The organism is Streptomyces sp. NPDC012637 (assembly GCF_042954805.1).
Classification (GTDB): Bacteria; Actinomycetota; Actinomycetes; order Streptomycetales; family Streptomycetaceae; genus Streptomyces.
In genome coordinates, this window is sequence record NZ_JBIBDS010000004.1 from 62,779 (window position 1) to 75,896 (window position 13,118).

Below are 13,118 nucleotides of genomic sequence, written 5' to 3' on the forward strand. Positions count from 1 at the left end.
GCCAACACCGCCTTCTACGAAGCGATGGAACAGGGCGACTTCGACACCGTCACCGACCTGTGGCTGGACGACGGCGCCACCGAGATCTCCTGCGTCCACCCCGGCTGGCCCGTCCTCACCGGCCGCGGCGACGTCCTCCGCTCGTACGCGCTGATCATGGCGAACACCGACTACATCCAGTTCTTCCTCACCGACGTCGAGATCTCCCTCGCCGCCGACGTGGCGGTCGTCACGTGCACCGAGAACATCCTCAGCGGCGGACCCGCCGAGGACGGCGCCGAACTCGGCCCCCTCGTCGGCCAGCTCGTCGTCGCCACCAACGTGTTCCGCCGCACGTCGGAGGGGTGGAAGGTGTGGTCCCACCACGGCTCCCCGGTGATCCCCGAAAGCGACCCCGCCGACGGCGACGACACCGCCGAATAAACCCCCGACTGAGCCGCCGTTCAGGAGCCCCCGCTCCCGCTGTCGGTGCCCGCGGGTAGATTCGGTGGTGGACACCCGGCCGTCCGCACCCGGCTGCGTGCCCACCGGAACTACGACAGCAGGAGTGATTCGCGTGGATCGTGTCGCGCTGCGCGGCCTCAAGGCCCGAGGACACCACGGCGTCTTCCCCAAGGAGCGCGAGGAGGGGCAGACCTTCATCGTCGACCTCACCCTCGGCATCGACACCCGCGCCGCGGCCGCCGACGACGACCTGACGAAGACCGTCCACTACGGCGTGGTCGCCGAAGAGGTCGTCGACGTCGTCCAGGGCGAACCCGTGGACCTCATCGAGACGCTCGCCGAGCGCATCGCCCAGCAGTGCCTCAAGCACGCCGGCGTCCAGGAGGTCGAGGTCGTCGTCCACAAGCCGGACGCACCGATCACCGTCCCCTTCGACGACGTGACCATCACCATCACCCGGAGCCGCGCATGAAGCCCCAGCAGAGCGACCCCACCGTGCAGCCCGTCCCCGCGGCCGTCACCGCCGCCGTCGACGCGGCCGACCACACCCTCTCCAACCCCAAATGGGCCGTCCTCGCCCTCGGCGCCAACCTCGGCAACCGCCTGGAGACCCTCCAGGGCGCCGTCGACGCCCTCGAGGACACCCCCGGCCTGCGCGTCAAGGCCGTCTCCCCCGTCTACGAGACCGAGCCCTGGGGCGTCGAGCCCGGCACCCAGCCCTCGTACTTCAACGCCGTCCTCCTCGTGAAGACCACCCTGCCCCCCAGCTCCCTCCTGGAGCGGGCCCACGCCGTCGAGGAGGCCTTCCTCCGCGTCCGCGAGGAGCGCTGGGGCGCCCGCACCATCGACGTCGACATCATCACGTACGCCGACGTCGTCTCCGACGACCCGGTCCTCACCCTCCCCCACCCCCGCGCCCACCAGCGCGCCTTCGTCCTCGCCCCCTGGCACGACGTCGACCCCGAGGCTCAGCTCCCCGGCCGCGGCCCCGTCGCCGACCTCCTCGCCACCCTGGGTCACGACGGCGTCGCGGCACGGACCGACCTGGAACTCCGACTCCCCGAGTAGTCGTTAGGCTCCTCAGAGACACCAGACGGACAGGCACCCGGCCACACGCCCGGCACACACGAAGGACGACTCCCGGTGAAACAACTGCGGCTCAAGGTGCTCGCCGGACTGTTCCTCGCCGCCGGAATCCTCTCCTGGGGCGCCGCCCGCCTGTGGAACTCGGTCGGCACGCTGCCCAGCGTGCCGCTCGCCGCCCCCATCGTCCTCGCGGCGATCGCGGCGATCCTCTTCGCCACGGCCCTCTCGCTGCGCGCCCGCCTCAAGGCCCAGCGTGAGCGCCGCCCCGACGCCAAGGGCGTCGAACCCCTGATGGCCGCCCGCGCCGTCGTCTTCGGCCAGGCCAGCGCCCTCGTCGCCGCCCTCGTCGCCGGCATGTACGGCGGCACGGGCGTCGTCCTCCTCGACTCCCTCGACATCCCCGCCCGCCGCGACCAGGCCATCTACGCCGCCTTCGCGGTCCTGGCCGGCATCGCCGTCATCGCCGCGGCCCTCTTCCTGGAGCGCGTCTGCAAGCTCCCGGAGGACGAGGACCACAACGGCCCGGGCAAGGCCCGCGCCTGACCCTTCTCCGTTACCAGGGCTCGCGAACGAGGTGCCCGTTCACGAGGAACGTGGGGTGCGGGGACAGCTTGTAGCTGTAGAAGGTGAAGGGCTTGGCACCGAGGGCGGGACGGGGGCGGACTTCGCGGACCTGGACCCAGGAGGACTCCCGTAGCTGCAGGGGATGCTCCTCGGGTCGGAAGGTGTCACGGCTAGGCCAGCGGTCAGCGATGTATAGACGCGAGGCGCGCCCTGGTACGGCCTCCGGCGTGAACTGCGCTCCGATGATCGGTGCCCATTCCCGCAGAAACGGAACGTTGGCACTCACCACCACCCGACCCTCGTAGTTACCCCATGTAACCCGGCATCCGTCCCCGTCCACGTAGCCATCCATGAAGCCCCTGAACGTCTCCACGTCCCGCAGGACGACGCGGGGGAAGCGCTGGCGCATGTGGTGCGGATCCCCGCTCACGTACTGCCGCACGAGGTCGGAGAGGTACGAGGAGACCACGCGGACCCGGAAGCCAGCCACGTCCCGTTTCAGGTAACCGGAAGGCCGGCTCACTGCTTCCACCCTCGCAGCAAGCCCTGTGCAGGCCCTCAGGGCCGCCGCGTACCGGACTGCGAAGTCCTCCGCGTTGACGATCAGTGACACGTAGTTCTTGTGCACTGTCCCGTCGGCGCACGTGGCGCCCACGAAGTAGCCGAACTCGTACCCCGGGCGGATCGTCAGTCGTTCCCGGCACAGCTTCCGCGCCGGCGTCCATGCGACCCTCGCCCCCGCCGCGTCCCGCGCGTGCGTCCAGCCATCGGGCGTGGACAGCAGCAGATCCGGGCTCGCGGTGAACGTCATGTGGTCCGTGACCACATCGACGGCCTCACGCCCCTTGGCCGCCGCCACGTCCACGACCGTGGTCTGCACGGTCCGGTCGCCATCGAGCGTCCACATCGCGCTGCCAGGCGCCACGTTCTTCGCCTGGACGCAGCCGTCCACCAGGTTCACCAGCATCTTGCTGGAAAGCCCGTACCCCATACCGATCCCCCTTGATCAGCGGTCATCTCACTGATCAAGGACGGTATGGAGCAAGGCGGACAGCCCGCTACTAACGGGCCAATATCAGGGACATAGCCTCAGCTCGTGTAGTAGCGTCACGAAGTTGACCTCGGACCGCCGAGGTCGTCGTCTTCGCGCCAGGCTTGCGGACGCCGCGCAGTGCCATGCACATGTGCTCGGCCTCGATCACGACGATCGCGCCACGCGCGTCGAGGATCCTCATCAGCGAATCGGCGATCTGGGTCGTCAGGCGTTCCTGCACCTGCGGGCGGCGGGCGAAGACGTCGACAAGACGGGCCAGCTTCGACAATCCCGTGATTTTGCCCGATTCAGCCGGAATGTATCCAATGTGAGCTACGCCATGGAACGGCAACAAGTGATGTTCACATTGGGACACCAGTTCGATATCTTTCACGAGCACCATTTCGTCGTGCCCGAGGTCGAACGTCGTCGTCAGGACGTCCTCCGGCTTCTGCCAGAGCCCTGCGAACAGCTCCTTGTACGCCCGCGCCACGCGCGCCGGCGTCTCCCGGAGGCCCTCGCGGTCCGGGTCCTCGCCGACCGCGATCAGCAGCTCCCGTACGGCGTTCTCGGCGCGCTTCTCGTCGAACTCGCCGATCGTGCCCTCGCCGTCCAGCGTCACCGGGTCGGTCATCTGTGCCTCGTTCCGTCTGTCTGACTTGGCGCGAAAAAAGCCGCGCCCCCACAGGCTAGAACCTGTGGGGGCGCGGCTTCCATTCCGGGCCCGTGGAGCGGTTACGGCTCCGGGGTGTCCTCCGGGGCGATGTCGATCGACTTGGTGGTGTCGACCGGGGTGGTCGCCGCCGAGGAGCCGTTGGCGCTGTTGGTCAGGGCCAGCTCCTTCGGGGAGAGGACCGGCGGGCGGGTGGACGGCGTGCGGCGGGCCGAGCCGGTCCAGGCCGGGCGTGCCGGGCGCTTGACGATGGGGGCGAAGATCTCGGCGATCTCCTCCTTGCCCAGGGTCTCCTTCTCGAGCAGCGCGAGGACCAGGTTGTCGAGGACGTCGCGGTTCTCGACGAGGATCTCCCAGGCCTCGTTGTGCGCGGTCTCGATGAGCTTCTTGACCTCTTCGTCGACCAGTGCGGCGACCTCTTCCGAGTAGTCGCGCTGGTGCGCCATCTCACGGCCGAGGAAGGGCTCGGTGTTGTCGCCGCCGAACTTGATGGCGCCGAGCCGCTCGGTCATGCCGTACTGGGTGACCATCGCGCGGGCCGTGGCGGTGGCCTTCTCGATGTCGTTCGCGGCGCCGGTGGTCGGGTCGTGGAAGACCAGCTCCTCGGCGGCGCGCCCGCCCAGCATGTAGGCCAGCTGGTCGAGCATCTCGTTGCGCGTGGTGGAGTACTTGTCCTCGTCGGGCAGGACCATGGTGTAGCCCAGGGCCCGGCCGCGGGACAGGATGGTGATCTTGTGGACCGGGTCGGAGTTCGGCGAGGCCGCCGCGACCAGGGCGTGGCCGCCCTCGTGGTACGCGGTGATCTTCTTCTCCTTGTCCGACATGATGCGGGTCCGCTTCTGCGGGCCCGCGACCACGCGGTCGATCGCCTCGTCCAGTGCCTTGTTGTCGATCAGCTTCTTGTCCGAGCGGGCGGTCAGGAGGGCCGCTTCGTTCAGGACGTTGGAGAGGTCCGCGCCGGTGAAGCCGGGGGTGCGGCGGGCGACGGCGCCCAGGTCGACGTCCGGGGCGACCGGCTTGCCCTTCTGGTGGACCTTGAGGATCTCCAGACGGCCCTGCATGTCCGGGCGGTCGACGGCGATCTGCCGGTCGAAGCGGCCGGGGCGCAGGAGGGCCGGGTCGAGGATGTCGGGCCGGTTGGTGGCGGCGATCAGGATGACGCCGCCCTTCACGTCGAAGCCGTCCATCTCGACGAGCAGCTGGTTGAGGGTCTGCTCGCGCTCGTCGTGTCCGCCGCCGAGGCCGGCGCCGCGGTGGCGGCCGACCGCGTCGATCTCGTCGACGAAGACGATGGCCGGGGCGTTGGCCTTGGCCTGCTCGAAGAGGTCGCGGACGCGGCTGGCGCCGACGCCGACGAACATCTCGACGAAGTCGGAGCCGGAGATCGAGTAGAAGGGCACGCCGGCCTCGCCGGCGACGGCGCGCGCGAGGAGCGTCTTGCCGGTTCCGGGCGGGCCGTAGAGCAGTACGCCCTTGGGGATCTTGGCGCCGACGGCCTGGAACTTGGCCGGCTCCTGGAGGAATTCCTTGATCTCGTGGAGTTCCTCGACCGCCTCGTCGGAGCCCGCGACGTCCGCGAAGGTCGTCTTGGGCGTGTCCTTGGTGATGAGCTTGGCCTTGGACTTCCCGAAGTTCATGACGCGGGAGCCGCCGCCCTGCATCTGGTTCATCAGGAAGAGGAAGACGACCACGATGAGGACGAAGGGCAGCAGGGAGAACAGGACCGAGACGAACGGGGACTGCTTCTCCGGGGAGACGGTGTAGCCGTCCTTGATCTGCCCGGCCTCGAACTTCTCCTGGAGCTTGTCGGCCAGGTCGGCGCCCTGGGTGCCGATGTACGGGGCCTGGACCTTGCTGCTCTTGTCGATCTTCTGGCCGTCGACGAGCGTGATCTTGATGTTCTGCTCGTCACCGGTGGTGAGCCTTGCGGATTTGACCTGGTTCTTGTCGATCGCCTGGACGACCTTGCCGGTGTCCACCGTCTTGTAGCCCTCGGACGAGCCGACGACCTGCATCAGCACGACCACGGCGAGGACGGCCAGCACGATCCACATGACCGGCCCGCGGAAGTATCGCTTCACGTCCATCCATACGGGGCGCGCTCGGCGCCCCGTCCCTCCTGCCCGTAGGTGAATGCTGCTGAGTAGCTGCGGTTGTTTGGAGCTGCGGTATGAAAAAGCTGTTCTTCGGACGGTACCCCAGCATTGTCACCCGCGACCGTCTTCCCATGGTTCAACGGAGGGAAGACGGTGCGGGTTCCCGTGGGTCGTGGTCCTTCAGCCGCCGTAGACGTGCGGGGCGAGGGTGCCGACGAACGGGAGATTGCGGTACTTCTCGGCGTAGTCGAGGCCGTATCCGACGACGAACTCGTTCGGGATGTCGAAGCCGATCCACTTGACGTCGATCGCGACCTTGGCGGCGTCCGGCTTGCGCAGGAGGGTGCAGACCTCCAGCGAGGCCGGCTCGCGCGAGCCGAGGTTGGACAGGAGCCAGGACAGGGTCAGGCCCGAGTCGATGATGTCCTCGACGATCAGGACGTGCTTGCCCTTGATGTCGGTGTCGAGGTCCTTGAGGATCCGGACCACTCCGGAGGACTGGGTGCCGGCTCCGTAGGAGGAGACGGCCATCCAGTCCATGGTGACGGGGGTGGACAGGGCGCGTGCCAGGTCCGCCATCACCATCACGGCGCCCTTGAGGACGCCGACGATGAGCAGGTCCTTGCCCGCGTACTCCGTGTCGATCTTCGCGGCCAGCTCGGCCAGCTTCGCGTCGATCTCTTCCTTGGTGATGAGCACCGACTTGAGGTCGCCGCCCATGTCCTTCTCGTTCACCCGCGTCACTTTCGTTGCAGCCTTGCGTCAGCCTTGCCGAATGACCAGTCTGCCACCCTGTCGCAGTGCCTCGACGCGGCCGGGCAGGTTGATGGCTCCCTGGCCGCGCCATCCGGTGATGAGCCGGTCGATTTCCTCGATGTGGCGGGCGAAGAGGGAGCCGGCGGGCGCGCCTTCGGCGATCACGGCGCGGCGCAGGACGCGGCGGCGGACGGCGGGCGGCAGGCCGAAGAGTTTGGCGCATTCGAGGCGGCCGGCTTCGTCGCGTACGGAGGCCTCGGCGTCGGCGGCCCAGGAGTCGAGGGCGTCGGCGTCGTCGCGGGAGAGCTGGGCCGTTCGGGCGAGGGCTTCGACGACTCCCTTGCCGAGGGCCTTCTCGAGGGCGGGGAGGCCTTCGTGGCGGAGTCGGGAGCGGGTGTACGCGGGGTCGCTGTTGTGGGGGTCGTCCCAGACGGCGAGTTCCTGGGCGATGCAGGCCTTGCGTACGGTCTGCCGGTCGAGCTCCAGGAAGGGGCGGCGGTAGCGGCGGGCGGTGCCGGAGACGGCGGCCATGCCGGACAGGGAGCGGATGCCGGAGCCGCGGGCGAGGCCGAGGAGGACGGTTTCGGCCTGGTCGTCGCGGGTGTGTCCGAGCAGGATGGCGGTGGCGCCGTGGCGCTGTGCGGCGGCGTCGAGGGCGGCGTAGCGGGCGTCGCGGGCGGCGGCTTCGGGGCCTCCGTCGCGGCCGACGGTGACGGCGACGGCTTCGACGGGGTCGAGGCCGAGGGCGGTCATGCGGTCGGCGACTTCGCGGGCGCGCTGGCCGGAGCCGGTCTGGAGGCCGTGGTCGACGGTGATGCCGCCGGCGCGGAGGTCGAGCTTGCGGGCTTCGAAGGCGAGCGCGGAGGCGAGCGCCATGGAGTCGGCTCCTCCGGAGCAGGCCACGAGGACCAGGGGAGCGGGTCGGTCCGGGGTGGTGCCCAGCGGGGTGGGGCCGGGGGGCTGGGGGCCGGACGGCGTGTCGTGGTGCGGGGTGGAGTGCTCGGTGAGGACGTCGTGGAGTACGCGGCGGACCGCCAGGCGTATCGCCGCGACCGCAGGATGGGGACCCATTGTCCGGTGCCCTTCGTGGAGAGAGTGGGGTGCCTCGGTCGGAGTCTTAACGGTCGGAATAGGGGGTTCGGTCACTCAGAGTGCGTCGATGGTGACAGAACCTGGCCGTCAGCCGAGCATTGCACGCCTTACCCGCCGTCTAGGGTCCCTCGGATGGGTGATTGGTGCGGTGTCGTTCCGCCATCCGACGCACCCGTCTCACGAGTCTGCCTTACGGTGCACCCTCGCCACCCAGTCGGCGGGCTTGGCGATCTCGCTCTTGGTGGGGAGCGTGTTGGGCGAGGTCCATACGCGGTTGAAGCCTTCCATGCCGACCTGGTCGACGACGGCGCGGACGAAGCGTTCGCCGTCGCGGTACTGGCGGAGCTTGGCGTCGAGGCCGAGGAGCTTGCGCAGGGCGAGGTCGAGGCGGGAGGCGCCGCGGGCGCGGCGCTGCTGGAACTTCTCGCGGATCTCGGTGACGGAGGGGACGACTTCGGGTCCGACGCCGTCCATGACGTAGTCGGCGTGGCCTTCGAGCAGGGACATGACCGCGGTGAGGCGGCCGAGGATCTCGCGCTGTTCGGGGGTCTGGACGAGTTCGACGAGGGAGGGCGAGGGCTCGCCGTGCTCGCCTTCGGGGCGGCCGCCGGCGAGGGCCTGGGCGGCTTCGCGGAGGCGTTCGACGACGGTGCCGGGGTCGACGTCGGTGGCGGCGAGGAACGACTGGATCTCGCCCTGGAGGTGGTCGCGGAGCCAGGGGACGCCGGTGAACTGGGTGCGGTGGGTCTCCTCGTGGAGGCAGACCCAGAGCCGGAAGTCGTGCGGGTCGACGTCGAGTTCGCGCTCGACGTGGACGATGTTGGGGGCGACGAGCAGGAGGCGGCCGCCGCCGTCGGTGCCGGCGGGCAGTTCGCGGGTGGCGGGGGCGAAGGTCTCGTACTGGCCGAGGATGCGGGAGGCCAGGAAGGACAGCAGCATGCCGAGCTCGACGCCGGTGACCTTGCCGCCGACGGTGCTGAGGACGGTGCCGCCGGGGGTGGTGGAGCGGCGTTCCTTCATCTTGTCGAGGAGCGGGGAGAGCAGTTCGCGGAAGCCTGCGACGTTTGCCTTGATCCAGCCGACCCGGTCGACGACGAGGACGGGCGTGTCGTCGGGGGTGTGGCCGTCGGGGATCATGCGCGTGTAGCCGCGGACGTGTTCCTCGGCGGCCCGGGCGTGGCGGCGGAGTTCTGCGACGACCTCGCGCGCCTCCTCCCGGGTCACCTCCGGGCCCGGGCGCACCAGTCGGGTCGCCGTCGCGACGGCGAGATTCCAGTCGACCATCCCCGATGTGCCTGCACCACCGATGCTCGTCATGCGTCAACCGTACGTTCTCGGCGCCGGTCTGGTGAGGGTTCGGGTGTGTTCGGGGCGGGTCGGGCGGGGGTGGGCGGCGTGGGGCGGGTCGCGTGGGTCGCCGCGGGTCAGCGAGGTGGGGCGAGGGCGGCGGAGAGCCGGTCGAGGGCGGGCTGGGCGGTGTGGGGGGAGCTGGTGCGGCCGGCGAGGAAGGCGAAGGCGAGGAGCCGGCCGTCGGCGGTGACGACGGTGCCGGCGAGGGTGTTGACGCCGGTGAGGGTGCCGGTCTTGGCGCGGACGAGGCCGGCGCCGGAGGTGGCGGGGCCGGTGTCGAAGCGTCCGGCGAGGGTGCCGCTGAAGCCGCCGACGGGCAGTCCGGTGAGGACGGGCCGCAGGGCGGGGCGGGCTGGGTCGGCCGCTCGGGTGAGGATGCCGGTGAGCAGGGCGGCGGAGACGCGGTCGTTCCGGTCGAGTCCGCTGCCGTCGGCGAGGCGGGCTCCGGCGAGGGGGAGGCCGAGCCGGGCGAGTTCGTCGTGGACGGCCTTGCCGGCGCCGGCGAAGCTCGCGGGCTGCCTGCGGGCGAGGGCGGTCTGCCGGGCGAGGGCTTCGGCGAGGTCGTTGTCGCTGGTGGTGAGGGTGCGTTCGACGAGGTCGGCGAGGGGCGCGGATTCGGTGCGGGCGAGGACCGCGGCGGCCTTGGGCGCGGCGGTCCCTGTGGCCTTGTGGGTCCCGGTGCCGGTGGCCTTGTCGGTGCCGGTGGCGCCGGGGGTCTTGGCGGCCTTCGGGGCCTTGCCGGGGGCGGGGGTGCCCTGGACGGTGATGCCGGCGTCGTGCAGCAGGCCGGCGAAGGCGGTGGCGGTGTCGCCCGCCGGGTCGGCGGTGCGCGGCGCGGGGCCGCTGCGGCTGTCGTCGAGGCGGCCCTCGTCGGTCATGAGGGCGGTGACGGGGGCGAGGTTCTCGTTGGGGCCGATCGGGTGGTACGTGGGGCCCTTGTAGAGGCTCGTGTCGTACGTGAGGCGGACGGGCGTGGTGGTGCCGCGGGCCTTGAGGGCGCGGGCGGTGGCGTCGGCGAGGGCCTTCAGCCGGGTCCGGTCGAGGGTGGGGTCGCCGCCGCCGACGAGGGTGACGGTGCGGCCGTCGGGTGCGGCGACGGTCGTGGTGGCGATCCGGTGGTCGGGGCCGAGGGCGGAGAGCGCGGCGGCCGCGGTGGCGATCTTGACGGTGGACGCCGGGGTCATCGGGGTGGCGGCGCCTTCCCCGTACAGCTGCCTGCCGGTGGTGGTGTCGACGACGGAGGCGGTGCGCAGCGGTCCGAGGGCGGGGTCGGCGAGGAGGGGGACGAGGACGGCGGCGAGGTCGCCCGTCCGGGTGGTCTCCTTGGTGCCGCCGGGGGCGGCGGGGCGGACGCCGGCGTCGAGGGCGCGCAGTACGCCGGGGGCGCTGGGTGCGGGGGCGGGGCGGTGCGGGGCGGTGCCGGCGGGCGGGCCGGCGTGATGTGCGCCACCTCGGCCGTCGGCGAGGACCGCCCGGGCCCGCTCGGCCTTACGCTGGCCGGAGTCCCACGGGCCGGCCGCGCCGGCCGCGCCGGCGGCCAGGGCCAGACCGAGCACGGCGGAGCCCGCCGCGAGCTGCCAGGTTCTCGGCTCCGGCATGTGATGACCAGCCCCTTTCGCGATCAAGAGCGTGCGTGAGAGACACTTAACCACCGCGCGTCGTCGCGAGCATTGACATGTGTTGATTCAGGAGGAGATCCACCCGTGGAGTTCGACGTCACCATCGAGATCCCCAAGGGGTCGCGGAACAAGTACGAGGTCGACCACGAGACCGGTCGGATCCGCCTGGACCGCCGCCTCTTCACCTCGACCGCCTACCCGACGGACTACGGCTTCGTCGAGAACACCCTCGGTGAGGACGGCGACCCGCTGGACGCGCTCGTCATCCTCGACGAGCCGACCTTCCCGGGCTGCCTGATCAAGTGCCGCGCCATCGGCATGTTCCGCATGACGGACGAGGCCGGCGGCGACGACAAGCTGCTGTGCGTCCCGGCGACGGACCCGCGCATGGAGCACCTGCGCGACATCCACCACGTGCCGGAGTTCGACCGCCTCGAGATCCAGCACTTCTTCGAGGTCTACAAGGACCTGGAGCCGGGCAAGTCCGTCGAGGGCGCCGACTGGGTCGGCCGCGCCGAGGCCGAGGCCGAGATCGAGAAGTCGTACAAGCGCTTCAAGGAGTCGGGCGGCCACTGAGCCGGCTTGACCCGAGGTCGGCCTGATCCGATCTTGTGCGAGGGCGGTGCACCTGCTGAGGTGCGCCGCCCTTCGCGCGTTCATACTGGGCTTCAGCCGGCCCGTATGGGGTCCGGCGGTGCGGGTACCAGGCCGGAATGAGGGCGAGGAGAGTGGTGGCGAAGCCGGACGGGCCGGAGGAGGTCCCGGAGGACCGGAAGCCGCCTTCCGACGAGGCGCGCAGCGCGTTCATCCCGCCAGCCGGGGTGGAGCCGCCGGAGCCGCCCGAGGAGGAGCATCCGACCTCCGAGTTCGCCCTGCCGGAGGGCCTCGCGCCCGAGCCGCAGGCCGAGCAGGAAGGTTCCGCCTTCGCCCCGCCGTCGGCGTACTCGGCGGATTCGGCCCATCATCCCCCTCCGGCGTTCACGCCGGCGTACGGCATACCGCTGGCGAAGCTGCCGCAGGACGCACCGTGGCAGGACCGGATGCGGACGATGCTGCGGCTGCCGGTCGGCGAGCGGCCGGTGCCTGAGGCGCCGCGGAAGGCCGACGAGGCCGGGCCGCCGGTGCCGCGCGTGCTGGACCTGACCCTGCGCATCGGCGAGCTGCTGCTCGCGGGCGGTGAGGGCGCGGAGGACGTCGAGGCGGCCATGTTCGCGATCTGCCGCTCGTACGGGCTCGACCGCTGCGAGCCGACGGTGACGTTCACGCTGCTGTCGATCACGTACCAGCCCTCGCTGGTGGACGACCCGGTGACGGCGAACCGTACGGTACGGCGCAGGGGCACCGACTACACCCGGCTGGCGGCGGTCTACCTGCTGCTCGCCGACATCAACGACCCGGACCACGACGTGTCGCCGGAGGAGGCGTACCGGCGGCTCGCGGAGATCCGGCGCAACCGGCACCCGTACCCGGGCTGGGTGCTGACGGCGGCGGCCGGCGTCCTGGCGGGCGCGGCCTCGGTGCTGCTCGGCGGCGGGCCGACGGTGTTCTTCGTGGCGGCGCTGGGCGCGATGCTGGGCGACCGGCTCGCGTGGCTGTTCGCGGGGCGCGGGCTGCCGGAGTTCTACCAGTTCCTGGTGGCGGCGATGCCGCCGGCGGCGGTGGGTGTGGCGCTGACGCTGCTGCACGCCGATCTGCGGCCCTCGGCGGTGATCACGGGTGGGCTGTTCGCGCTGATCCCGGGGCGGGCGCTGGTGGCGGCCGTGCAGGACGGTCTCACCGGCTTCTACATCACGGCCTCGGCCCGGCTCCTGGAGGTCGGGTACTTCTTCGTGGCGATCGTGGTGGGCGTGCTGTCGGTGCTGTACCTGGCGGTGCAGTTCGACGCCGAGCTGAACCCGGAGGGCGCGCTGAGCCCGGTCGAGCGGCCGTGGGTGCAGATCGCGGCGTCGATGGTGCTGTGCGCGACCTTCGCGATCCTGCTGCAGCAGTCCCGGGCGACGGTGCTGTTCGCGACGCTGAACGGCGGGGTGGCCTGGGTGGTGTACGCGTCGATCGCGGTCACCGCGGACGGCTCCGCGGTGATGGCGACGGCGGTGGCGGCGGGTCTGGTGGGCCTTTTCGGCCAGCTGGCCGCCCGCTACCACCACACCTCGTCGCTGCCGTACGTGACGGCGGCGATCGGTCCGCTGCTGCCGGGTTCCGCGACGTACTTCGGGGTGCTCGCGATCGCGCAGAACAACCTGGACCAGGGCTTCGGCTCGCTGGCGAAGGCGGCGGCCCTGGCCCTGGCCATCGCGATCGGCGTGAACCTGGGAGGCGAGCTGGCGCGCCTCTTCATGCAGGCTCCGGGCGCGGCGGCGGCCCGCCGCGCGGCGAAGCGCACGAGGGGCTTCTGAGCCTTACGC

13 protein-coding genes are annotated in these 13,118 nt (G+C 70.9%); 6 read left to right on the top strand and 7 right to left on the bottom strand.

Going from position 1 to position 13,118, the window contains the following annotated elements; genetic code table 11:
- Positions 1–24: 24 nt before the first annotated feature.
- From ACFY8W_RS17270 to ACFY8W_RS17285, 4 genes are all read left to right on the top strand, one after another.
- On the top strand, positions 25–423 hold the full coding sequence (locus ACFY8W_RS17270) for a nuclear transport factor 2 family protein (RefSeq protein WP_391106816.1): 399 nt from the start codon (positions 25–27) through the stop codon (positions 421–423).
- A 133-nt stretch (positions 424–556) separates the two neighbouring features.
- Entirely contained in the window at positions 557–916 is a 360-nt protein-coding gene (folB, locus tag ACFY8W_RS17275) for a dihydroneopterin aldolase (RefSeq protein WP_384408479.1), read from the top strand.
- Positions 913–1,512, top strand: coding sequence for a 2-amino-4-hydroxy-6-hydroxymethyldihydropteridine diphosphokinase (gene folK, locus ACFY8W_RS17280; protein WP_391105686.1), 600 nt, complete (start codon positions 913–915; stop codon positions 1,510–1,512). Before folB ends, folK begins: the two co-directional genes overlap by 4 nt.
- Before the next feature lie 75 nt (positions 1,513–1,587).
- Positions 1,588–2,073 (top strand): DUF3180 family protein, encoded by a 486-nt coding sequence (locus ACFY8W_RS17285; protein ID WP_391105688.1) that lies wholly within the window; start codon positions 1,588–1,590, stop codon positions 2,071–2,073.
- A 10-nt stretch (positions 2,074–2,083) separates the two neighbouring features.
- Here the strand turns inward: ACFY8W_RS17285 and ACFY8W_RS17290 are convergent, their stop codons facing one another.
- The 7 genes from ACFY8W_RS17290 to dacB all read right to left on the bottom strand — a co-directional run bounded on the left by ACFY8W_RS17290 (position 2,084) and on the right by dacB (position 10,692).
- Positions 2,084–3,085, bottom strand: coding sequence for a hypothetical protein (locus ACFY8W_RS17290; protein ID WP_391105690.1), 1,002 nt, complete (start codon positions 3,083–3,085; stop codon positions 2,084–2,086).
- A gap of 70 nt (positions 3,086–3,155) precedes the next feature.
- Positions 3,156–3,761, bottom strand: a complete 606-nt coding sequence (folE, locus tag ACFY8W_RS17295) for a GTP cyclohydrolase I FolE (protein ID WP_391105691.1) — start codon at positions 3,759–3,761, stop codon at positions 3,156–3,158.
- A 101-nt stretch (positions 3,762–3,862) separates the two neighbouring features.
- Positions 3,863–5,887 carry an ATP-dependent zinc metalloprotease FtsH gene (ftsH, locus tag ACFY8W_RS17300; RefSeq protein ID WP_384408489.1) on the bottom strand — a complete coding sequence of 675 codons (2,025 nt, stop codon included), beginning with the start codon at positions 5,885–5,887 and terminating at the stop codon, positions 3,863–3,865.
- Between the two features lie 189 nt (positions 5,888–6,076).
- A complete protein-coding gene (hpt, locus tag ACFY8W_RS17305) occupies positions 6,077–6,616 on the bottom strand; it encodes a hypoxanthine phosphoribosyltransferase (RefSeq protein WP_384408871.1) in 540 nt (179 codons plus the stop codon).
- Positions 6,617–6,658: 42 nt separating this feature from the next.
- Positions 6,659–7,723, bottom strand: a complete 1,065-nt coding sequence (gene tilS, locus ACFY8W_RS17310; protein WP_391105694.1) for a tRNA lysidine(34) synthetase TilS — start codon at positions 7,721–7,723, stop codon at positions 6,659–6,661.
- Between the two features lie 198 nt (positions 7,724–7,921).
- On the bottom strand, positions 7,922–9,061 hold the full coding sequence (locus tag ACFY8W_RS17315) for a zinc-dependent metalloprotease (protein ID WP_391105696.1): 1,140 nt from the start codon (positions 9,059–9,061) through the stop codon (positions 7,922–7,924).
- 107 nt (positions 9,062–9,168) lie between these two features.
- Positions 9,169–10,692, bottom strand: a complete 1,524-nt coding sequence (dacB, locus tag ACFY8W_RS17320; protein ID WP_391105698.1) for a D-alanyl-D-alanine carboxypeptidase/D-alanyl-D-alanine-endopeptidase — start codon at positions 10,690–10,692, stop codon at positions 9,169–9,171.
- Positions 10,693–10,797: 105 nt separating this feature from the next.
- On the opposite strand from dacB, the gene ACFY8W_RS17325 reads away from it, so the two are divergent.
- Together ACFY8W_RS17325 and ACFY8W_RS17330 are read left to right on the top strand one after the other, a co-directional pair.
- A complete protein-coding gene (locus tag ACFY8W_RS17325; RefSeq protein ID WP_384408496.1) occupies positions 10,798–11,289 on the top strand; it encodes an inorganic diphosphatase in 492 nt (163 codons plus the stop codon).
- Between the two features lie 152 nt (positions 11,290–11,441).
- Positions 11,442–13,109 (top strand): threonine/serine exporter family protein, encoded by a 1,668-nt coding sequence (locus ACFY8W_RS17330; protein WP_391106820.1) that lies wholly within the window; start codon positions 11,442–11,444, stop codon positions 13,107–13,109.
- The last annotated feature ends 9 nt before the right edge of the window (positions 13,110–13,118 follow it).